Annotated in this window: 19 protein-coding genes; 15 read left to right on the top strand and 4 right to left on the bottom strand. The window is 67.1% G+C overall.

What is annotated here, in order from left to right; translation table 11 throughout:
- Window positions 1-97: 97 nt before the first annotated feature.
- On the top strand, window positions 98-388 hold the full coding sequence (locus tag EAW56_RS06910) for a hypothetical protein (protein WP_158221663.1): 291 nt from the start codon (window positions 98-100) through the stop codon (window positions 386-388).
- Here EAW56_RS06910 and yaaA read toward each other — a convergent pair.
- Window positions 372-1073, bottom strand: a complete 702-nt coding sequence (gene yaaA / locus EAW56_RS06905) for a peroxide stress protein YaaA (RefSeq protein ID WP_122085832.1) — start codon at window positions 1071-1073, stop codon at window positions 372-374. The two genes, EAW56_RS06910 and yaaA, sit on opposite strands and share 17 nt — an antisense overlap.
- A gap of 31 nt (window positions 1074-1104) precedes the next feature.
- Here yaaA and EAW56_RS06900 point away from each other — a divergent pair, with 31 nt between their 5' ends.
- Window positions 1105-2895, top strand: a complete 1791-nt coding sequence (locus tag EAW56_RS06900; protein ID WP_122085830.1) for a proline--tRNA ligase — start codon at window positions 1105-1107, stop codon at window positions 2893-2895.
- A 44-nt stretch (window positions 2896-2939) separates the two neighbouring features.
- On the opposite strand, the gene EAW56_RS06895 is transcribed toward EAW56_RS06900, so the two are convergent.
- Window positions 2940-3776, bottom strand: a complete 837-nt coding sequence (locus tag EAW56_RS06895) for a hypothetical protein (protein WP_147453261.1) — start codon at window positions 3774-3776, stop codon at window positions 2940-2942.
- 31 nt (window positions 3777-3807) lie between these two features.
- Here EAW56_RS06895 and rimP point away from each other — a divergent pair, with 31 nt between their 5' ends.
- From rimP to EAW56_RS06850, 9 genes are all read left to right on the top strand, one after another.
- Window positions 3808-4350 carry a ribosome maturation factor RimP gene (gene rimP / locus EAW56_RS06890; RefSeq protein ID WP_122085827.1) on the top strand — a complete coding sequence of 181 codons (543 nt, stop codon included), beginning with the start codon at window positions 3808-3810 and terminating at the stop codon, window positions 4348-4350.
- Between the two features lie 39 nt (window positions 4351-4389).
- The gene (gene nusA, locus EAW56_RS06885) at window positions 4390-5406 is read left to right on the top strand and encodes a transcription termination factor NusA (protein ID WP_095536737.1); all 1017 of its coding nucleotides are present in this window, start codon (window positions 4390-4392) and stop codon (window positions 5404-5406) included.
- A 209-nt stretch (window positions 5407-5615) separates the two neighbouring features.
- The gene (locus tag EAW56_RS06880; protein ID WP_095277380.1) at window positions 5616-5930 is read left to right on the top strand and encodes a YlxR family protein; all 315 of its coding nucleotides are present in this window, start codon (window positions 5616-5618) and stop codon (window positions 5928-5930) included.
- A 121-nt stretch (window positions 5931-6051) separates the two neighbouring features.
- The gene (gene infB / locus EAW56_RS06875; protein WP_122085825.1) at window positions 6052-8955 is read left to right on the top strand and encodes a translation initiation factor IF-2; all 2904 of its coding nucleotides are present in this window, start codon (window positions 6052-6054) and stop codon (window positions 8953-8955) included.
- Window positions 8956-9087: 132 nt separating this feature from the next.
- Window positions 9088-9537, top strand: a complete 450-nt coding sequence (gene rbfA, locus EAW56_RS06870; protein WP_095534783.1) for a 30S ribosome-binding factor RbfA — start codon at window positions 9088-9090, stop codon at window positions 9535-9537.
- Window positions 9537-10580, top strand: a complete 1044-nt coding sequence (locus EAW56_RS06865) for a DHH family phosphoesterase (protein ID WP_122085824.1) — start codon at window positions 9537-9539, stop codon at window positions 10578-10580. Before rbfA ends, EAW56_RS06865 begins: the two co-directional genes overlap by 1 nt.
- A 20-nt stretch (window positions 10581-10600) precedes the next feature.
- Window positions 10601-11932 (top strand): MATE family efflux transporter, encoded by a 1332-nt coding sequence (locus tag EAW56_RS06860; RefSeq protein WP_095545866.1) that lies wholly within the window; start codon window positions 10601-10603, stop codon window positions 11930-11932.
- Entirely contained in the window at window positions 11929-12729 is an 801-nt protein-coding gene (locus EAW56_RS06855; RefSeq protein ID WP_095277369.1) for a metallophosphoesterase family protein, read from the top strand. Before EAW56_RS06860 ends, EAW56_RS06855 begins: the two co-directional genes overlap by 4 nt.
- Entirely contained in the window at window positions 12730-13383 is a 654-nt protein-coding gene (locus EAW56_RS06850; protein WP_122085822.1) for a 4'-phosphopantetheinyl transferase family protein, read from the top strand.
- A gap of 5 nt (window positions 13384-13388) precedes the next feature.
- Here the strand turns inward: EAW56_RS06850 and truB are convergent, their stop codons facing one another.
- A complete protein-coding gene (gene truB, locus EAW56_RS06845; RefSeq protein WP_095545864.1) occupies window positions 13389-14285 on the bottom strand; it encodes a tRNA pseudouridine(55) synthase TruB in 897 nt (298 codons plus the stop codon).
- Window positions 14286-14315: 30 nt separating this feature from the next.
- Between truB and EAW56_RS06840 the strand changes: the two genes are divergently transcribed.
- The 4 genes from EAW56_RS06840 to EAW56_RS06825 all read left to right on the top strand — a co-directional run bounded on the left by EAW56_RS06840 (window position 14316) and on the right by EAW56_RS06825 (window position 19259).
- Complete coding sequence (locus EAW56_RS06840) at window positions 14316-15290, top strand: bifunctional riboflavin kinase/FAD synthetase (protein ID WP_095536729.1); 975 nt, start codon at window positions 14316-14318, stop codon at window positions 15288-15290.
- A gap of 52 nt (window positions 15291-15342) precedes the next feature.
- Window positions 15343-16320, top strand: a complete 978-nt coding sequence (locus tag EAW56_RS06835; protein ID WP_122085820.1) for a nucleoside hydrolase — start codon at window positions 15343-15345, stop codon at window positions 16318-16320.
- Between the two features lie 148 nt (window positions 16321-16468).
- Complete coding sequence (gene rpsO / locus EAW56_RS06830) at window positions 16469-16738, top strand: 30S ribosomal protein S15 (RefSeq protein ID WP_095277357.1); 270 nt, start codon at window positions 16469-16471, stop codon at window positions 16736-16738.
- Between the two features lie 241 nt (window positions 16739-16979).
- Window positions 16980-19259 carry a polyribonucleotide nucleotidyltransferase gene (locus EAW56_RS06825; RefSeq protein WP_415528542.1) on the top strand — a complete coding sequence of 760 codons (2280 nt, stop codon included), beginning with the start codon at window positions 16980-16982 and terminating at the stop codon, window positions 19257-19259.
- An 85-nt stretch (window positions 19260-19344) separates the two neighbouring features.
- Here EAW56_RS06825 and EAW56_RS06820 read toward each other — a convergent pair whose 3' ends face one another.
- Window positions 19345-20928, bottom strand: a complete 1584-nt coding sequence (locus EAW56_RS06820; RefSeq protein WP_122085818.1) for a succinic semialdehyde dehydrogenase — start codon at window positions 20926-20928, stop codon at window positions 19345-19347.
- Window positions 20929-20932: the final 4 nt, after the last annotated feature.

Here is a 20932-nt window from a genome sequence, read left to right as displayed (position 1 = left end):
GGACGCTGCACCGCGTTATCGTGCACGCGGTTGATAAATCGCTGTCGCCGTACGAGTCCTATGCCCGCGCGCTCCTGGTGCAGGCGGGCTTCGGCAGTTGGCAGGTCAACGCGCGCATCGCGGTTCCCCAAAAATCTACTTCGTGGACTTGCTGCGTGGCCGCCTCGTCGTCGAGACCGTTGGGGCGCAGAAATACGACGGGACCACCTTCGCCCCGACCGACACGGCGATCCGCGAGGAACGGGAGCGCGAGAAGCACCTACAGAACGCCGGCTACCTGGTGGTGCGCGTCTCCCCCGAGCAGCTGCGTGAGAACGCCTCAGCGTTCCTCGCCACCGTCACCCGCATGCTCGAGCTCGCGGAAATGTATGTCACACAACCAGCGTGACCTGGGCGCCGTGGACCTCCGCGCTCATGCCGGCGGCGTCGGCGACGTGGGCGACGTCGTCGGGGGAGGTGACGGTGGTGTCGTGAAGCGCGAGGGCCCGGGCGAGCTCGCCCTTGTACTGCTTGTTGAAGTGGCTGACTACCTTGCGCGACCCGTCGGGCTGCACGGATTCGACGCGCACTGTGGCAGCGCCGGGAACGGGGCCGAGCTTCTGGTACGTGCCGGAGCGGAGGTCGACAACGAAGGGGAAGTCGCTAAGGACGTTGGTAATCGCGGTGCCCCAGCGGGACTTCAGCGTGGCGCCGCCAAGGCGGGCACCACCGGAGAGCCGGTAACGGGGGATCATATCGCCGGCGCGCACGACGCCAAAGAGCGCGGAGCCGACCGCCAAGCGCTCCAGGCAGGCAGTGGGGAGGGTGGGGGCGGACAGGGCGTCGAAAAGCACGCCCGTGTAGCGGAAGATGGCGGGCATCACAGGAGCCTTGGCCAATCCCATGTTTTCCTCCGCCTCCGCGCGCTTCGACGCAGGAATCTTCAGCTCGGCCATCATCTCCTCGACCGGGAGCGCCGCGAGGTCGCGCATCAGGTCAGAGCGGATCGGGTCGAGCGCGGGAAAGGACACGCTCATCGGTGCGTCCTGGCCGCCGGGTGCCTTGGTCTCGGAAGGTGGGAGGACGATCAGCATGGCTCACAACCTTAGCGCTAGGATTGTGCGCATGATTACACGCCTCTCTCAGCTGTTCCTGCGCACCCTGCGCGAAGACCCCGCCGACGCCGAAGTCCCCAGCCACAAGCTGCTCGTTCGCGCCGGCTACATCCGCCGTGCCGCGCCGGGCGTGTACTCGTGGCTGCCGCTTGGTCTGCGCACGATGCGCAAGATCGAGGGCGTTGTGCGCGAGGAGATGGACGCGATGGGCGGCCAGGAGCTGCTCTTCCCCGCGCTGCTGCCGAAGGAGCCGTACGAGGCGACCAACCGCTGGGACGAGTACGGCGACGACCTGTTTCGCCTCAAGGACCGCAAGGGCGCCGACATGCTGCTCGGACCCACGCACGAGGAGATGTTCACGCAGACGGTGAAGGACTTGTACTCCAGCTACAAGGACTTCCCGGTCACGCTGTATCAGATCCAGACCAAGTACCGCGATGAGGCGCGTCCGCGCGCGGGCATTCTGCGCGGCCGCGAGTTTGTGATGAAGGACAGCTACTCCTTCGACATGTCGGATGAGGGGCTGGACGCGTCGTACGCGAAGCACCGCGCGACCTACCAGCGCATTTTCGGCCGCGTGGGCATCCGCTACGAGATCTGTAAGGCCACCTCCGGCGCGATGGGCGGCTCGGCCTCCGAGGAGTTCCTCGCGTACAGCGAAAACGGCGAGGACACCTTCGTCGTTTCCTCCGAGGGCGACTACGCGGCGAACGTCGAGGCCGTTGTCACCGTTGCGCCCGCCGCCACCCCGATCGAGGGCCAACCGGAGGCGCAGGAGTACGACACCCCGGCCTCCGAGACCATCGACGCGCTCGTGGAGTGGGCCAACAAGGAGCAGGTGCTTGTCGACGGCGCGCCCGTCCAGGCCTCCGACACCCTCAAGTGCATGATGATCAAGGTGGACGACCCACGCGCGGTAGACGAGGACGGCAACAAGGTCGGCCCGCAGCTCACCGGCGTCCTGCTGCCCGGTGACCGCGAGCTGGACGAGAAGCGCCTGGAGGCAGCCCTCGAGCCGGCAACCTTCGAGCTGGCCAGCGACGAAGACTTCAAGAACTCCGATTTCCTGGTCAAGGGCTACGTCGGCCCGCGCGCGCTGCAGGCCAACGGGGTGCGCGTGCTCGCGGACCCGCGCGTGGTCGAGGGGTCCAGCTGGATCACCGGCGCGGACGCCCCGCAGAAGCACGTGGTGGGCCTGGTCGCCGGCCGCGACTTCACCGTCGACGCCTTCGTCGAGGCCGCCGAGGTCCGCGAGGGCGACCCGGCGCCGGAGGGCAACGGCACTGTGCAGCTGGCGCGCGGTATCGAGCTGGGGCACATCTTCCAGCTGGGTCGCAAGTACACCGAAGCCATGGACGTGCAGATCCTGGACGAGAACGGTAAGCGTGCCGTGCCGACCATGGGCTCCTACGGCATCGGTGTCTCTCGCATGATGGCGGTGGTGGCCGAGCAGCGCCACGATGACAAGGGGTTGGTCTGGCCGGTCGCGATCGCGCCGTACCAGGTCCACGTGGCGGTGGCCAACAAGGATAAGGCCGCGCTCGAGGCTGGCGATCAGATCGCCGCGGAGCTCTCAGATGCCGGGCTCGAGGTGCTTTTCGACGATCGCCCGAAGGTCTCCCCAGGCGTAAAGTTCAAGGATGCCGAGCTCCTCGGCATGCCGTTCATCGTGATCCTGGGCCGCGCGTTCGCCGACGGCAACGTGGAGCTGCGCATCCGCGGCGGCGAAACCCTCGAGGTGCCGGCCGGCGAGATCGTGGCGAAGGTCCGCGAGCTGGTCGCGGAGCAGCTGGCGCAGTAGCGCCCTCCGGGCGTGGCTGCCCCGCGGGCGCCGCGCGCCTGCGGCTACGCCCCCTGTGCCTCCGCGGCGAGCTGAATAGCCAGGCGGCGGAACTGGGGGCTCTCGGCGTTGGCGGCGGTGGCGCGCCACTGATCCACAAGCGCCTGCTGCTGGGTCTGCGTGTAGGCGCCGGCGGAGGCGACGTCGGCAGGCGCCGGGACGCCCTCGAATGCGTAGCCTGGGTCGGCCTCCGGGACGCCGCCGGCGGGCTCCACCGCGGTGACGAGGGCGCGCACACGCTCGTCGGAGGCGTCGCGCAGTGCCTCGAGGCGCTGGTCAAGCGCGTCGTCCGCGTACGCGGTGGCCATGGAAAAGCCGTACTGCGCCGCGTACTCCCGGCGCAGCATCTCGCGGGCGGCGTCCAGGTCGGCCTCGTTGGTGATCTCGGAGTCTGTGCTGTCCGCGCTGTCTGCGTCTGCAGCGGGCTCCGTTCCAGCTGCCACGCGCAGATCAATCGCCTGGGCGGTCACGAGTGCGACGGATTCCTCCGGCACGTCCGCGGCTGCCTCCGTGAGCGCGTCTGCCGCGTGGTCGGCCGCGGACACCTCGTCGGGGTTGCCCGCCGACTCGCCGGGCGTGCGTTCCACCTTGCACGTGCTCGGCAACTCGCCGGACTCGGTGGTGCCGCAGAGGCGCTCAACCTCGTCGAACAGCTGCTGTGCCTGCATGGCGCGGGTGTGGGCGAGCGGGGCGTCGCCAAGCGCCTGCTCATCGGCGACTGCCTGCTGGGCGAGCGCGACGAGGTCGGCGTTGGGGCGCGGCCCGACCACATCGAGCGCGTCGCAGGATGCGAGCGAAAGCGCGACGGGGGCGGACATAGCAAGGGCGACGAGTTTCTTCACCCGGAAAACCGTACACGATAGGGTGGGGGCCATGGCTTTTCCTACACCCGAGCAGCTCGAGGACATTGTCGCCCCCATCGCGCGCAACCACGACCTGGACGTTGAGCAAGTCCGCGCCGTGCGCGCCGGCAAGAAATCACAGGTGGTCATCGCCCTCGACGGCGACGAGCACCCCACGTTGGACGAGCTGGAGGTCGTTTCCAACGAGCTCAGTGAGCTTTTCGACGCCCACGAGTCCGCCGGGGACCTCAACTTCGGCGCCGGCTACACACTCGAAGTGACCACGCCCGGGGTGGACATGCCGCTGACCGCGCCGCGGCACTGGCGCCGGAACCGTGGCCGTGCCGTCGCCCTGCTGGACGCCGACGGAAAGAAGGAGACGTGGCGCATCGGTGCGCTCAACGATGCTGAGGATCGTGTCGTGCTCATCGAGCGCGGCGCCAAGCAGCCGCGCGTGGAAACCCGCCTGGTTTCCGAAATGCCGAAGGCAGTGGTAGAAATTGAGTTCAAAGCGCCACCGGCTGCCGAGCAGGAGCTGGTCGACGCTGCGTACGAAGAAGCAGGAGACGAGTAAGCTCCGGGGCTCACCCGGCTTACCTGGAAGGAACAACAAGTGAATATTGACTTGAACGCGCTCAAAGTGATTGAGGACAAGCAGGGCATCGCTGTCGACGACCTGCTCACCACCATCGCGAGCGCGCTTTTGTTTGCGTACCTGGATTACCGCGACGGGAAGCCGGACGAAAACACCAAGTCTCGCGTGGACATCGACCCGGACACCGGCGATGTGCACGTCATGGTCAGCGAGCTGGACGAGGACGGCGAGGTCGTCTCCGAGTACGACAGCACGCCGGTCAACTTCTCCCGTATTGGTGCCCCCGCGGTGCGCGACGCCATCAAGCGCCGCCTGCGCGAAGCGGAGGCAGGGCGTGTCTACACCGCCTACTCCGAGTTCGAGGGCCACGTCGTCTCCGGCGTGGTGCAGCGCGACGCCAACGCGGAGGCGCGCGGCCTGACCATCGTCCAGCTGGGCACCGAGGCGGATCCGCAGGACGGCATCCTCCTGCCCGCTGAGCAGATCCCGGGAGAGCGCCTCACCCACGGCGACCGCGTCAAGGCGTATGTGGTGGGCGTGAACAAGGGTGAGCGCAATGTGCAGGTCAACCTGTCGCGCACGCACCCGGAGCTGGTGCGCGGCCTGTTCGCGCTCGAGGTGCCCGAGGTTGAGGACGGTTCCGTGGAGATCATCGCGATCGCTCGCGAGGCCGGCCACCGCTCCAAGGTCGCGGTGCGCGCCACCGTCAAGGGCGTCAACGCAAAGGGTGCCTGCATCGGCCCGCGCGGCGCGCGTGTGTCCAACATCATGAAGGAGCTGGGCGGGGAGAAGATCGACATCATCGACTACTCCGAGAACCCGGCCACCTACGTGGGCAACTCGCTGGCGCCGTCCAAGGTGGTCAAGGTGGACATCCTGGACCGCGACGCGCAGATGGCCCGGGTGACCGTGCCGGACTACCAGCTGTCGCTGGCCATCGGCAAGGAAGGGCAGAACGCCCGTCTGGCAGCGCGACTCACGGGGTGGAAGATTGACATCCACTCCGACGCCGATACGGACGCAGCCGCGGAGTAGCGGGGCGTAGCTGGGGAGCGCATGAGCGTCGAGAAGCAATGCCCCCGGGGCCGGCAGGAACCCTGCTGACCGCCGTAAGTATTGTTTAGCGCCGCAATGGCGTAGGCTAGGACGCGGCTTATTTCCCGTGCGCCGAGACGTGTCGCGTTCCCGGTCGCAGTAGTTGGGTGTGGGCAGGACTGTACGTCGAGCAACAGGAAGGGTTGTGGATGAGCGTTACGCGCAAGCGTCCCATCCGTACTCGTACCTGCATTGCTACCCGCGACGTGCTGCCCGACACCGAGCTACTGCGACTCGTTCAGGACCCCGAGGCGCCCGGCCGGATCCTCGCCGACCCACGCCGGTCATTGCCCGGCAGGGGAGCGTGGATCACGCCGACGCGGGAAGCAGTCGAGCTGGCGGAGCAACGCCGTGCCTTCGGCAGGGCGTTCCGTCTGTCCGCTCCGGCGGACCTAGGTCATGTACACACGTACCTCGCCAATCTGGCGAACGACCCAACGCAAGTAAGGAAGACCGAACACTGATGAGTACACAACCGTGAAGCAGCATCAGCGATGAAAGTCAATGACCACGTCTAGGGGTCGGTAGCCGCACGAGCCACGGGTTCGGCGGGCACCGTCTCCTAGCACAACAACAAGGAGACACGTGCCCGGAAAGTTACGCGTACACGAGCTTGCCAAGAAGCTTGGCGTTACTAGCAAGGAACTGCTCGCCACGTTGAAGGAACAAGGCGAGTTTGTAAAGACCGCTTCGTCGACCATTGAGTCGCCAGTGGTGAAGAAGATGACGGCCTACTACCAGGAGAAGGAATCCGGTGGGAAGGCCGAGGGCGACAGCGGCGCGAAGGTCGCTCCGAAGCCCGGTGCCCCCAAGCCGGGGGCCGCGAAACCTGCCGCAAAGAAGCCTGGTGCCCCAAAGCCGGGCGCGCCGAAGCCTGCGGCGAAGAAGCCGGGCCAGGGCGCTGCGGCTGCGCAGGGTGGCGCTCCGAAGCCGGGGGCTGCGAAGCCGGCGGCGAACAAGCCTGGCGCGCCGAAGCCTGCGGCGAAGAAGCCGGGCCAGGGCGCTCCGGCTGCGCAGGGTGGCGCCCCGAAACCGGGTGCTCCCAAGCCTGGTGCACCGAAGCCGGCGGCGAACAAGCCTGGCGCCCCGAAGCCGGGTGCGCCGAAGCCTGCAGCGAAGAAGCCGGGCCAGGGCGCAGCGCCGACGCCGGGTTCGATGCCGCGACCGGTGGCAAAGCCGGGCGGTCGTCCGAAGGTGGCGAACAACCCGTTCTCGTCCAACACCTCCGCTCCGCGCCCGGCGCCGCGCCCCGGTGGCGGCCGTGGCGGCCAGGGCCAGGGCAATCAAGGTGGAGGCCGTGGTCGCGGCCAGGGCGGACAGCGCCCGGGTCAGGGTGGCCAGGGTCAGGGCGGTCAGCGCCAGGGCGGCAATCGTGCTGGTGGCGGCCGTCGTCCGTCGCCCGCTGATATGGCTGCAGCTCCGTCGCCGAAGCAGATGCCGGCGAAGGCTGCCGGTACCCGCGGTGGACGCGGCAACGGTGGCGGCGGTCGCGGACGCGGTGGTGGCCCGGGCGGCCCGAACCGTGGCGGCGGCGGTGGCTTCCGCGGACGCGGCGGTCGTCGCGGTGGCACCGCGGGCGCATTCGGGCGTCCGGGTGGCGCACCGGGGCGTCGTCGCAAGTCCAAGGGCCAGAAGAGGGCCGAATACGAGGAGATGCACAAGCCGAACGTCATCGGTGGCGTTCGTCTCCCGGACGGCGACGGCAAGACCGTGCGCCTGCGCCAGGGCGCAACCCTGTCCGACTTTGCGGAGAAGATCAACGCGGAGGCGTCGGCACTCGTGCAGGCGCTGTTCAACCTCGGTGAGATGGTCACGGCGACCCAGTCGGTGCCGGAGGAGACCCTCCAGCTCCTGGGCGCGGAGATTAACTACGAGGTCAAGATCGTCTCGCCTGAGGACGAGGACCGCGAGCTGCTCGAGTCCTTCGACCTGCAGTTCGGCGAGGACGAGGGCGACGACGAGGATCTCCAGCAGCGTCCTCCGGTCGTGTCCGTGATGGGCCACGTCGACCACGGTAAGACCCGCTTGCTGGACTCGATCCGCAAGGCGAACGTGGGCCGCGGCGAGGCCGGCGGCATTACCCAGGGCATCGGCGCGTACCAGACCGAGGTCACCCTCGAGGACGAGCCGCGCAAGATCACGTTCCTGGATACCCCGGGACACGAGGCGTTTACCGCCATGCGTGCCCGCGGTGCGAAGTCGACCGACCTGGCCATCCTGGTTGTCGCTGCGGACGACGGCGTCATGCCGCAGACCGTTGAGGCGATCAACCACGCCAAGGCGGCGGACCTGCCCATCGTGGTTGCCGTGAACAAGGTGGATAAGCCGGAGGCACAGCCGGACAAGATCCGCGGCCAGCTCACCGAGTACGGCCTCATCCCCGAGGAGTACGGCGGCGACACCATGTTCATCGACATCTCTGCAAAGCAGGGCACGGGTATCGACGACCTCCTGGAGGCCGTCCTGCTCACCGCCGACGCTGCGCTGGAGCTGACCGCCAACCCGGACATGGACGCGCAGGGTGTGGCCATCGAGTCCCACCTGGACCGCGGACGCGGCCCGGTGTCCACCGTGATCGTGCAGCGCGGTACGTTGCGCGTCGGCGACTCCATCGTTGTCGGCGGCAACTTCGGCCGCGTGCGCCGCATGGTCGACGAGTGGGGCAACGACGTGCAGGAAGCCGAGCCGTCCCGTCCGGTACAGGTGCAGGGTCTCAACGGCGTTCCCGGCCCGGGCGACAACCTGCTCGTGGTGGAGGACGACCGCGTGGCGCGCCAGATTGCGGCGCAGCGCGACGCCCGCCACCGCGCAGCGATGCAGGCGCGCACGAAGAAGCGCGTCTCCCTGGAGAACCTGGACCAGGCGCTCAAGGAGACGAGCCAGCTCAACCTCATCCTCAAGGGCGACAACGCCGGTTCGGTGGAAGCCCTGGAGGAGGCGCTGCTCAAGATCGAGGTGGACGACGAGGTCGAGGTGAACATCATCGACCGCGGTGTTGGTGCCGTCACCCAGACCAACGTGGTCCTGGCTGCCGCTTCCGACGCGGTCATCGTCGCCTTCAACGTTCGCGCTGAGGGCAAGGCGACCGAGGAGGCCAACAACGAGGGCGTGGAGATCCGCTACTACTCGGTGATCTACGAGGTCATCGACCAGGTGGAGGCCGCACTCAAGGGCATGCTCAAGCCGATCTACGAGGAGCGCGAGGTTGGTGCCGCGGAGATCCGCCAGATCTTCAAGGCATCCTCCGTCGGCCTCATCGCCGGCTGCATGGTCACCGAGGGCCACGTCAAGCGCGGCGCGAAGCTGCGCCTCGTGCGCGACGGCAACGTCATCACCCCGGATGCAACGATCGAGTCGCTGCGTCGCGAGAAGGACGATGTCACCGAGGTGGCCAAGGGCTACGAATGCGGTATGGTCCTGTCCTACCCGGACATCCAGGTGGACGACCAGATCCAGGTCTACGAGATGGTCGAGGTTCCCCGCGACTAGCGCATAACGCGCAGAAAGAGGGAAGCACGCTGCCCGGCCCCTGCATGACGCTGGGGTGCGGGCAGCGTGGCGTCGATAAGCACATGCGAGCGTCTAGACTAGAGACGCTTACGCGAAGAAGGAGATGATGACATGGCTGACAACCCGCGCGCACAGCGCCTTGCCAAGCAGATTCACGCGATCGTGGCGTCTGCGATTGAGCGAGAGGTCAAAGACCGGCGTCTGGAGCTGGTCACCATCACCGACGTTCGCGTCACCGGCGACCTGCACGACGCGACTGTGTACTACACAGTGCGTGGTCGCGACATCGACGAAGAGCCGGACTTCGACGGGGCGGCGGAGGCGCTCCACCGCGCCCGCGGCCAGCTGCGCAAGAAGGTCGGCGACCAGCTCGCCGTGCGCTTCACGCCGACGCTCGCGTTCGAGCTCGACACCGTGCCGGAGGCCTCCGCGCGCATGGAGGAGCTGTTGAGCCGGGCGCGCGCCCGCGACGCGGAGACCGCGCGTCTGCGCGCCAACGCGACTCCGGCCGGAGACGGTAACCCGTACAAGATCAGCGGCGACGCAGAGTCCGGGCAGTAATGGGTGGACTGTTCGCGGACACCCCGGCAGTCGGGGAGCAGCTGGGGCAGGTCGCCGAGGTGCTGCGCGGCGCGGAGCGCGTCTCCGTCGTAGCGCACATCAAGCCGGATGCCGACGCAGTCGGCTCCGCGTGCGGCCTGGCGGCGGGGCTGCGCAAGCTGGGCAAGGACGCCCGTGTCTACATCGGGCAGACCTATCCGCACCCGGGCAACCTGCGAACTGTGCCTGGTGTGGACGACATCACCTACGGGTCGCACCTGCCCGCAGACGGCCTCATCGTCACCGTGGACTGCGCGTCCGTGGACCGCACCGGCCTGCTGCGCGAGCAGATCGCCTCCGAACGCGACCGGGTCGTGGTGATCGACCACCACGAGACCAACCCGGGCTTCGGCGCCCACAACCTCATCGCAGATGCTGAGTCCACCACGACCATTATCCGCGAGCTGTTCACGCACCTTGGCGTGGAGCTGGATTCTGAGATCGCGTACTGCCTGTACGCCGGGCTGGTCACCGACACGGGCAGCTTCCGCTGGGGGACACCGCGAATGCACACGCTTGCCGCCGAGCTCATGGAATACGGCCTGGACACCCGGCAACTCACCATGGACTTAATCGATAAAGCGAGCCCCCGCGACCTGCAGATCATGGGCGGAGTGCTGGCGGACCTGCAGAACTTCCGCCAGGAGGGACTCGTTGTCAGCGTGTTCACCATCCCGGCGGAGGCGCTGGCTCGCATGAGCCAGACCACGGTGGAAACCATCATTGATTACGCCCGCGTGCTGGAAGGCTCCGACGTGGGTATGGTGCTCAAGCAGAACGGCCCGAAGCACTGGGCGGTGTCGCTGCGCTCGACTGTGATCGACGTATCCAAGCTGGCCCAGGCCCTTGGGGGCGGCGGGCACATCCCGGCCGCGGGGTACACGGCGTACGGATCGCAGGACATGGTTGTGCGGGACCTGATCGCTGCGCTGCCTACGCGCGAAGAGCGCGCTGCCTCCCAACACGAGCCAGCAGCCCAAAACTTCCCGAACGCTAACCGATAAGGAGAGTGCACGCTGCCGTGATGGCGCAACGCAACGACGCGACGGTCACCCCTGGCAAGATTCTCGCCCTGGCCCTGCCGGCACTGGGTGTGCTGGCGGCCAACCCCCTCTACCTGCTGCTGGACACCGCCGTGGTCGGTCGGCTGGGCACCGCGGAGCTGGCGGCCCTCGCCGCAGGCACCACGATCCAGTCCACGGTGACCACCCAGCTCACGTTCTTGTCCTACGGTACGACCGCGCGCAGCTCCCGCCTGTTCGGCGCGGGGAAGCGCGAGGCCGCCGTGGCGGAAGGCGTGCAGGCCACGTGGGTGGCGCTCGGCGTCGGCTTCGCGCTCGCCACCATCATCTGGTTGTTCGCGCAGCCGATCGCGCTGGCCCTGACTAACGACGCGGCCACGGCCCAGGAGTCCGCGCGGTGGATGCATGTCTCCGCGTTTGCCATCCCGCTTACGCTCATCATCATGGCGGGCAACGGCTGGATGCGCGGTGTGCAAAACACGCGGCTTCCGTTCCTTCTCACACTGTGCGGACTCATTCCGGGCGCGATCGCGCTGCCCATCTTGGTGGGAAAGTTCGGCCTGATCGGCTCCGCGATGGCCAACCTGCTGGGCATGGGGATCACGGCCGCGCTTTTCCTCACCATGCTGCTCCGCGAGCACGCCGGCAGCTGGGGGCCGCGCTGGCGCGTGATGCGTGAGCAGCTCGTCTTGGGGCGCGACCTGATCCTGCGCTCCCTGTCCTTCCAGATCTCGTTTCTCGCCGCGGCGGCGGTGGCCGGCCGGTTTGGCGTCGCGACGCTTGCCGCGCACCAGATCCTCCTGCAGCTGTGGAACTTCCTCACGCTCGTCCTCGACTCGATGGCCATCGCCGCGCAAACGCTCACCGGAGCTTCGCTGGGCAAGGGGCGCGTCGCCGAGGCACGCTCCGTCGGCGCGCAGGCCACCCGGTTCTCCGTCGGCTTCGGCGTGGTCTTGGCGTTGGTCTTCACGCTTTTCGACGCCCCCCTGCAGTCCATTTTCACCCAGGACCCAGCCGTCCACGACGCCCTCACCATCCCGTGGTGGTTGCTCATCGCCATGATTGTCACCGGCGGCGTCGTCTTCGCCCTGGACGGGGTGCTGCTCGGGGCCGGCGACGCGGCGTACCTTCGCAACATCACCATCGCCTCCGTACTCGGCGCCTTCCTCCCGCTCACGCTGCTGTCGGTGGCGTTCGGGTGGGGCTTGGTCGGCATCTGGGCTGGACACCTCGCCTCGGTGCTGCTGCGCCTGGTCGGCGTGGTCATCCGTTTCCGGGGCGACGAATGGGCACAGACAGGAGCAGAGCGCAAGACCCGAAAGGCGAGCGCATGACCACCACCCTCTGGGCAGTGAGCGACCTCCACGCAGCGGTGAAGCGGAACGGGCCGAAGATCGCCCAGATCCAGCCCGCGGACCCGTCGGACTGGCTGATTGTGGCCGGAGACGTGGCGGAACGCCACGAGTTGATCGTGCAGGTGATGGCGGAGATGGCCGGAAGGTTCGACACGGTGATCTGGGTGCCGGGCAACCACGAGCTGTTCGCCCGCAGCGCGGACCGCTACCGCGGCCGCGATAAGTACACCGCACTGGTGCAGTCCATGCGAGAGCTGGGTGTGGTCACCCCAGAGGACCAGTTCCCCGTCTTCGGTGGCGTTACCGTCGCCCCGTTGTTCACGCTGTACGACTACTCATTCCGTGGCCCCGGAATGACGGTCGAGGAGGCCATCGAGGCGGCGAAGGAAAAGAACATCGTGATGACGGACCAGTACGCCATCGCCCCGTTTGTGGACGTGCGCGCGTGGTGCTGGGATCGTCTCGCGTATACCACGAAGCGGCTCTCACGAATCAGCGGGCCCACCATCATGGTGAACCACTGGCCGCTGGTGCAGGAGCCGACGCTGCGGATGCAGTGGTCTGAGATTGCGCTGTGGTGCGGGACGAGGCATACGCGATCTTGGCCAAAGCGCTACAACGCCCGCGCAGTGGTGTACGGGCACCTGCACATGCCCGGCGTCGTGGAGGTGGACGGCGTGGACCACATCGAGGTCTCGCTCGGGTACCCGCGCGAGTGGCAGCGCCACCCTGCAGGGGTGCAGTTCCCGTACCCGGTCATGGAACTGGGGGCCTAGATGCAGAACCTGGCATTGTTTCCCCCCGAGGCCCGGTTTGTGTACCTGCGTACGAATGAGCGCAGAGACCTGACCCACTACGAGGATCTCCACCCCAGCGAACGAGAGCTTGTTAGCCGCGCCGTGGACAAGCGCAAGGGCGAGTTCGGCGACGCGCGCTGGTGCGCCCACGAGGCGCTCAAGGAGCTGGGCTGCACCGACGCGGGCGTGATTCTGCGCGGCGAGCGCGGGATGCCGCTGTGGCCGCACGGCTACACCGGGTCGCTCACGCATACAACCGGCTTTCGCGCGGCGGTGGCGGCACCGACACGGCACGTGCGGTCCATGGGACTCGACGCCGAGCCCGCGGTCCCGCTGCCGAGCGAGGTGGTGCCCCGCATCGCCAGGCCCACCGAGCGGGCGATGCTGCGCGAGCTGGAGGAAGAAGGCTTCGAGTGGGCCAGCAAGCTCCTCTTCTGCGCCAAAGAGGCGACGTACAAGTGCTGGTTTCCCATGACGCGCCGCTGGCTCGGATTCGAGGACGCCGACATCGTGCTGCGCACCGACGGCACGTTTTCGTCCTACATCTTGGCCCGCCCCACCCCGGCACCGCTGTTTGAGGGGCGCTGGGTGGTCGGCGACGGCTATATCATCGCCTCCGTCTTCGTGGAGTAGGCGATTTAGCCCAGGGTTGCCGGGCGAGCCACGAACTCCGTGGACAGGCGCTTGCCCTTCTCCTTGACCAGGGCCACGACGCGCCCGTCCGGCCCCTGGGCGGCGTGCACGCCCTGCAGCCCGCGCGGTTCGAGCCATTTCCCCAGCGCGAGTGCCTGGTACTCGTCGTCGCTGACCGGGAGCACCGGCCAGGCGCGAGTGAGCGCCTCGTCCAGGGTGAGCGAAAGGGCGGGGGAGTCTTGGAGGACGGGGAGCGGCGTGGCGTCGGCAAGCGAAAATGCGCCAACGCTGGTGCGGCGGAGTTGCGTGAGGTGACCGCCGACGCCGAGCGCGGCGCCCAGGTCGCGGGCGAGAGCGCGGATGTAGGTGCCGGAGGAGCAGTGGACGGTCACGGTGACGTCGATAAGCGAGCCCTGCCTGCTGACCTCGTGGGTGTCGAAGGCGAAGATGGTGACCGGGCGGGCGGGGATGTCCACGTCTTTGCCCTCGCGGACCAGCTCGTGCGCGCGCTTGCCGTTGATTTTGATGGCGGAGACCGCGGTGGGTTTTTGCATGATGTCGCCGGTCAGGGCAGTGATCTCGGCGGCAATCTGCCCGTCGGTGATGGCTGCTGCGTCATGCTCCGCAGTGAGCTCGCCCTCCGCGTCATCGGTGGTGGTGGACTGGCCGAGCCTGATGGTGGCCTCGTAGCGCTTGTCGTGCGCGACGAGGTGGGCGAGCAGCTTGGTGCCGCGCTCGATCCCGGCGACAAGCACGCCGGTGGCCATCGGGTCGAGCGTGCCGGCGTGCCCCACCTTGCGGGTGGAAAATGCGCGGCGCAGCTTCGCTACAACATCGTGGCTTGTCATGCCCGCGGGCTTGTCTACCACGACGATTCCAGAGGTTGCGAGGGGATCGGTCATGGTTTTCCAGTATGCCGTACGCTATTGCGCGTGGATATTTTGCACGGGCTTGGAAGCGTCCCAGCACATCTGAAGGCGGACGGCGGTTGCGTGGTCACCATCGGCGTGTTCGACGGCGTGCACCGCGGGCACCAGCTGCTCATCAGCACCGCCGTGGACAGGGCGCGCGAGCGTGGCGTGCCGTGCGTGGTGATGACGTTCGACCCGCACCCGGTGAGTATTTTCGCCCCCGATCGTGCCCCCGTCGCCCTGCTTCCCATTGAGGAGCGTGCCCGGCAGATCGCGGAGCTCGGCGTGGACTACCTCCTGGTCATCGACTTCCGCGAGGAGCTGGCAGGCGACAGTCCTGAGCACTACGTCACCGAAGTGCTGCAGGGGCGGCTCGGCGCCCTCGAGGTGGTCGTGGGCGAAAACTTCACCTTTGGCAAGGACGCCGCCGGCACCGCGCAGACGATGGCGCAGCTGGGCGAGCGCCACGGCCTCGCGGTGACCATCGTGCAGTTGCTCAACGACGGCGACGTGCGCATCTGCTCGACCGCCATCCGCGACGAGCTTACGGCCGGAAATATCGGCTTGGCCACGGACTACATGGGCCGGCCGTTCTCGGTGATCTCCATCATCGAGCGCGGCGCGGGCCGGGGTGGGCGCGAGCTGGGGTACCCCACGGCGAATCAGTACGTCGAGGAGATGTCGGCGCTGCCCGGGGATGGTGTCTACGCCGGCTGGGTCACCATCATTGATGACGCCCCCATCGACGGCGACATCGAGCCCGGGGTGCGCTACCCGGCGGCGATTTCGGTGGGCACCAACCCGACCTTTGGTGATACCCGCCGCAGCGTCGAGTCCTACATTCTGGATCGCGACGCCGATCTGTACGGACGGATGGCGCGCGTGGAGTTTGTGGACAAGGTCCGCGACATGGTGAAGTTCAACTCGGTGGACGAGCTGCTGGAGAATATGGCTCGCGACGTCGCCCGTACCCGGGAGATCCTCGCCGCAGAGTAGGGGCGCGCTATTGTCGGGGGCACGACAGTCTCCCCAGCGAAAGGACCCAACCATGGCACGCAAGCTCATCCTGGACGTGGACACCGGCATCGACGATGCGCTGGCGATTGCGTACGCACTCGGCTCCGAGGACCTGGACCTCATCGGCGTGACGGGGACCTACGGCAACGTGCTGGTCCCCACCGGAACGAGGAACTCGCTGGCCATCCTGGAGCTGTTCGGCCGCACCGACATCCCGGTCCACGCGGGGCCGGACCACGCGCGCACCCGCGATTCCTTCGAGGTCATGGAAATCTCCGAGTTCATCCACGGCAAGAACGGTATCGGCGAGGCCCAGATTCCGGACGCCTCGCGTGCGGTGGAGGAGCAGTCCGCCGTGGAGTTCATGGTGGAGTCTGTGCGCCAGCACGGCGACGAGTTGGTGATCGTGCCTGTGGGGCCGCTCACCACGGTGGCCGCGGCGATGGAGGCGGACCCGACGTTTGCGGACAACGCGCACATCGTGATCATGGGTGGCGCGCTCACCGTGCCCGGCAACGTGACGCAGTGGTCCGAGGCCAACATTAACCAGGACCCCGAGGCCGCTGACCTAGTGTTCCGCAACGCGAAGGACATTACGATGGTTGGCCTGGATGTGACGCTGCAAACGCTGCTGACATCCAAGGAGACCGCGGAGTGGAAGGCACTGGGCACGACCGGCGGCGACTTCCTGGCCACCGCGACGGACTACTACATCAAGGCCTATGAGACCACCGCGCCGTACCTGGGTGGGTGCGGACTCCACGACCCGCTCGCCGTGGCGGTGGCGGCGGACCCGACCCTGGTGGAGACGTTGGACATCAACCTGAAGACGGACACGGAGGGCGAGACGCGGGGGCGCACGATTGGCGACGAAGCCCGGCTCAACGACGCGGCGAAGACCGGGCACGTGGCGGTGGGCGTGGACGTCGAGCGCTTCCTCGCCGAGTTCATGCGCCGGCTGACCGGGCTTGCGCAGCGGACCCCGGGGAGTGACGCGGCCGCCAGGTAGCGCGATTTGGGGAGGGCGGTAGCGCTCCGGTAGTATGATCCGCTGGCCCTGTCACCGGAGCGTTCCGGGGCACAGACTGTGGTTCGCAGCAGTCCCGCAGGGCACGAGAACACTGAAGAATGCGGACTGAAATATAAGGAGCATACTCATGGCACTGTCCACTGAGAAGAAGGCCGAAATCCTCAAGGAGTACGGCGTCCACGAGACCGACACCGGTTCCCCGGAGGCGCAGGTTGCGCTGCTGACCGAGCGCATCAACAACCTGACCGAGCACCTGAAGGATCACAAGCACGATCACCACTCCCGCCGTGGTCTGCTGCTGCTGGTCGGCCGTCGCCGCAGTCTGCTGAAGTACCTGCGCGAGAACAACGTTGAGCGCTACCGCGACCTCATCGCTCGCCTGGGCCTGCGCCGCTAAGCGCAACTGAGAGCCCGCCCGGTGTTACCGGGCGGAGATGCACGAACCCGCCGCTTTCGAACCGGGACGCTGTCCGCCGACACGTTCCCGGGACGAGGCGGCGGGTTTTGTGCGCGGTGGGGAGGTGCAGAGAAGCGTGCCTTGCACGGTCGAGCTGGTATGATGTTTGCCGTTGTAGATGAACGCATACGAACCGGCGGCACCGATGACCGCCACGACGAGACTCGAGGAGAGAGATCTTTTGAGCACCTTTACGCCCAAGAACTCGTACGACATTCACGTGGACGAGGAGTTCGGGATTACTGAGGCGGTTGCCACGCTGGACAATGGCGACTTTGGCTCCCGCACCATTCGTTTTGAGACCGGTCAGCTCGCCCGCCAGGCGGACGGGTCGGTGACCACCTACCTGGACGATGACACGATGATGCTGGCCACCACCACCGCGTCGAACCAGCCGCGCGAGGGCTTCGACTTCTTCCCCCTGACGGTCGACGTGGAGGAGCGCATGTACGCCGCCGGCCGTATCCCGGGCTCGTTCTTCCGCCGCGAGGGCCGCCCGACCACGCAGGCGATTCTGGCTTGCCGCCTGATCGACCGCCCGTTGCGCCCGACGTTTGCCAAGGGGCTTCGCAACGAAGTGCAGTGCGTGATCACTGTCATGTCCATGGCACCTGACGAGTACTACGACGTGGTGGCCATCAACGGCGCCTCCGCGGCAACGCAGCTGTCCGGACTGCCGGTCTCCGGCGCCGTCGGCGGTGTGCGTATGGCGCTGATTGCGGATGATAAGCACCCGGAGGGACAGTGGGTAGCCTTCCCCAACGCTGCGCAGCACGAGCGCGCGTTGTTTGAGATGGTCGTGGCAGGCCGCATGGTGGAGCGCAAGCGCGGTAAGAAGACCGAGGAAGACGTTGCCATCATGATGGTGGAGGCCGGCGCCGGTGTGAACGTCGTGCAGCTGGTCAAGGACGGCTACCCGGCACCCAAGGAGTCCACGGTTGCTGAGGGCCTCGAGGCTGCGAAGCCGTACATTCAGACGCTGGCGAAGGCGCAGGCCGACCTGGCTCAGGAAGTGGGCAAGGAGACCAAGGAGTTCCCGCTCTTCCCTCCGTACACCGACAAGGTCTACGCGCAGGTGGAGAAGAAGGCCGCGAAGAAGCTGGCCAAGATCATGACCATCAAGTCCAAGGCCGAGCGCGAGGACGCCTCCAACGAGTACATGGAGGAGATCGAGGAGGCGCTCCTGGACAAGTTTGACGTGGACGACGATGACGCTGAGGTCACCGCCATGTCCAAGGAGATCCGCGCCGCGTACAACGCAGTGCAGAAGAAGATCGTGCGCGAGAAGATCCTCACCGAGGGCTTCCGTATCGACGGCCGCGGGGTCACCGACATCCGCGACCTCGAGGTGGAAGTCGAGCTGGTGCCGCGCGCACACGGCTCCGCACTGTTCGAGCGCGGCGAGACCCAGATCCTCGGCGTGACCACGCTGGACATGCTGAAGATGGAGCAGCACATTGACTCGCTGCACCCGGAGGATACGAAGCGCTACATCCACCACTACAACTTCCCGCCGTACTCCACGGGCGAAACGGGCCGCGTCGGCTCCCCGAAGCGCCGCGAGATCGGCCACGGTGCGCTGGCAGAGCGCGCGCTGCTGCCGGTCATTCCGTCCAAGGATGACTTCCCGTACACGATCCGCCAGGTCTCCGAGGCGCTGGGCTCCAACGGCTCGACGTCGATGGGCTCCGTGTGCGCGTCGACCCTGTCGCTGTACAACGCGGGCGTGCCGCTGGCGGCGCCGGTGGCAGGCATCGCCATGGGCCTGGTGTCCGGCGAGGTTGACGGCGAGACCGAGTACGTCACCCTGACGGACATCCTGGGTGCAGAAGACGCGTTCGGCGACATGGACTTCAAGGTCGCCGGCACCAGCGAGTTCATCACCGCCCTGCAGCTGGACACCAAGCTGGACGGCATCCCGTCTGACGTCCTCGCCGGCGCGCTGGAGCAGGCCTACGAGGCCCGCGAGACCATCCTGGACACCATGTCCGAGGTCATCGAGGGCCCCGACGAGATGAACCCGCTCGCTCCGAAGATCACGACGGTGACCGTCCCGGTGAAGAAGATCGGCGAGGTCATTGGGCCGAAGGGCAAGACGATCAACTCCATCACGGAGGAAACCGGCGCGGAGATCACCATCGAGGACGACGGCACCATCTACGTGTCTGCGACCGAGGGCTCGGCTGCCGACGCCGCGATTGAGAAGATCAACGCGATTGCGAATCCGCAGATGCCGAAGGTGGGCGAGCGCTACCTGGGCACCGTGGTGAAGACGGTTGCCTTCGGCGCTTTCGTGTCCATCCTGCCGGGCACCGACGGCCTGATCCACATCTCCAACCTGGGCGGCAACACCCGCATTGAGAATGTTGAAGACGTGATCAACGTCGGCGACAAGGTTGAGGTGGAGATCCGCGACATTGACAACCGCGGCAAGATCTCCCTGGTCCCCGTCGAGGAGTAGGTCGAACCCGCGACGGCAAACGCCTCCCCGAACCGGCTGCGCGCTGGTGGGGAGGCGTTGTTGCGTCGGTAAGCAAATGCGAACGCTAGGGGAGGAACCGTAGCTTCTTGCCCAGGTTGAGCGCTGTGGTGAGCAGCGTGCCGTAGTAGCGGCGGGGGAGCTGCGCGGGGCCGCGCATCGGCATGATTCGCTGCTGGGAGATGTTCTTCGGTTCCGTGTACTTGGTCAGGCCCTCGGGGCCGTGGCGGCGGGCTAGGCCGGATTCTTTCACACCGCCGAGCGGGGTGGAGATGGAGGCCCAGGAGGAGGCGTAACCGTCGTTGATGGTCACGCTGCCGGACTCAATGCGTTGGGCGAGGGCCCACGCCGTGTTCGGCGCGCCGAACACGGAGGCGTTCAGGCCGTAGGAGGTTGCGTTGGCCAGCTTGACGGCCTCGTCCATGTCGCGCACGCGCTGAACGTATACGACCGGGCCGAAAACTTCCTGGGTGGCCAGGTCGGTGCCCTCGCCGAGGCCGGTGAGGATGGTTGGTTCGAAGTGGAAGGGACCGATGTCCGGGCGCGCCTTTCCGCCGGTCACTACGGTTGCGCCCTTCGCCACCGCGTCGTCCACGAATGCTTGCACGCGGTCGAGCTGGGCCTGGTTGATGAGCGAGCCCATCTCGTAATCCCAGTTCAGTCCCTTGCCCAGGGTGATGGACTCCGCGGCGCGCCGGAATGCGGCGATGAAGCGGTCGAAGAGCGCGTCGGGCACGTAGATGCGCTCGATGGACACGCAGAGTTGGCCGGAGTTGGAGAAGCAGGCGGTGGCGATCGTGTCAATATGCTTATCGACGTCAGCGTCCGGGGCTATCAGCATCGGATTCTTGCCCCCGAGCTCTGCCGAGAACCCGACGAGCCGCTCGCCGACCGTCCTGCCCAGCAGCTTGCCGGTCTTGGTGGAGCCGGTGAACATGAGGTAGTCGCACTGCGCGGCGATCGCGCCGCCGACCTCCTCGCCGGAGCCGGTGACGATCTGGAAGAGGTCGCGCGGCAGGCCCGCCTGGATGAGCAGGTGGAGCGACATGAGGTTGGAGAACGGGGTCTGCCAGTCCGGCTTTGCCACGACGCCGTTGCCGGCGATGAGGGCGGCCACCGCGTCTGAGACGCCGAGCGCGAGCGGGTAGTTCCACGGGCTGATCTGGCCGACGACGCCTTTGGGCACGCGCTGCTCGGCCGTCTTGGTAATCAGGGGGAACGCGCCCGCCCGGCTCGCCGTGGTGAGCAGGCGCTCCGCAGTGTTGGCGTAGTAGCGGGCGTTGTTCATGACGTCGAGGACTTCGTCGAACGCGGCGGTACGGTCCTTGCCGGTCTCAAGCTGGACGATGTCCGCGAGCAGCTCCCGCTCGCGGTACACCAGGTCGTGGAAGCGCTCGAGCACAGCGACCCGGTCTGCGATGTCGCGCGCGGCCCACTCCCGTTGGGCGGTGCGGGCGCGGCGGAACGCTTCATCGACGTCCGCGGCGGTGCCGGCGCCGACCCAGCCGATGGGCTGGTCGACGAAGGGGGACGTGACATCTTGGCGCTCGCTGGCGTCGAGCGAGCCCGTCGCGCGGTTGGTGGTCAAGTTGAGCAGCATTTCCAGGAAATGTTCCGGGAGCGGCTGTTCCTTCAAACGATGAATTGGCATGAAG

The organism is Corynebacterium gottingense (assembly GCF_003693265.1).
Classification (GTDB): Bacteria; Actinomycetota; Actinomycetes; order Mycobacteriales; family Mycobacteriaceae; genus Corynebacterium; species Corynebacterium gottingense.
Note: the sequence above shows the minus strand (reverse complement) of the source record. Positions and strands in the feature narration are given on the sequence as shown.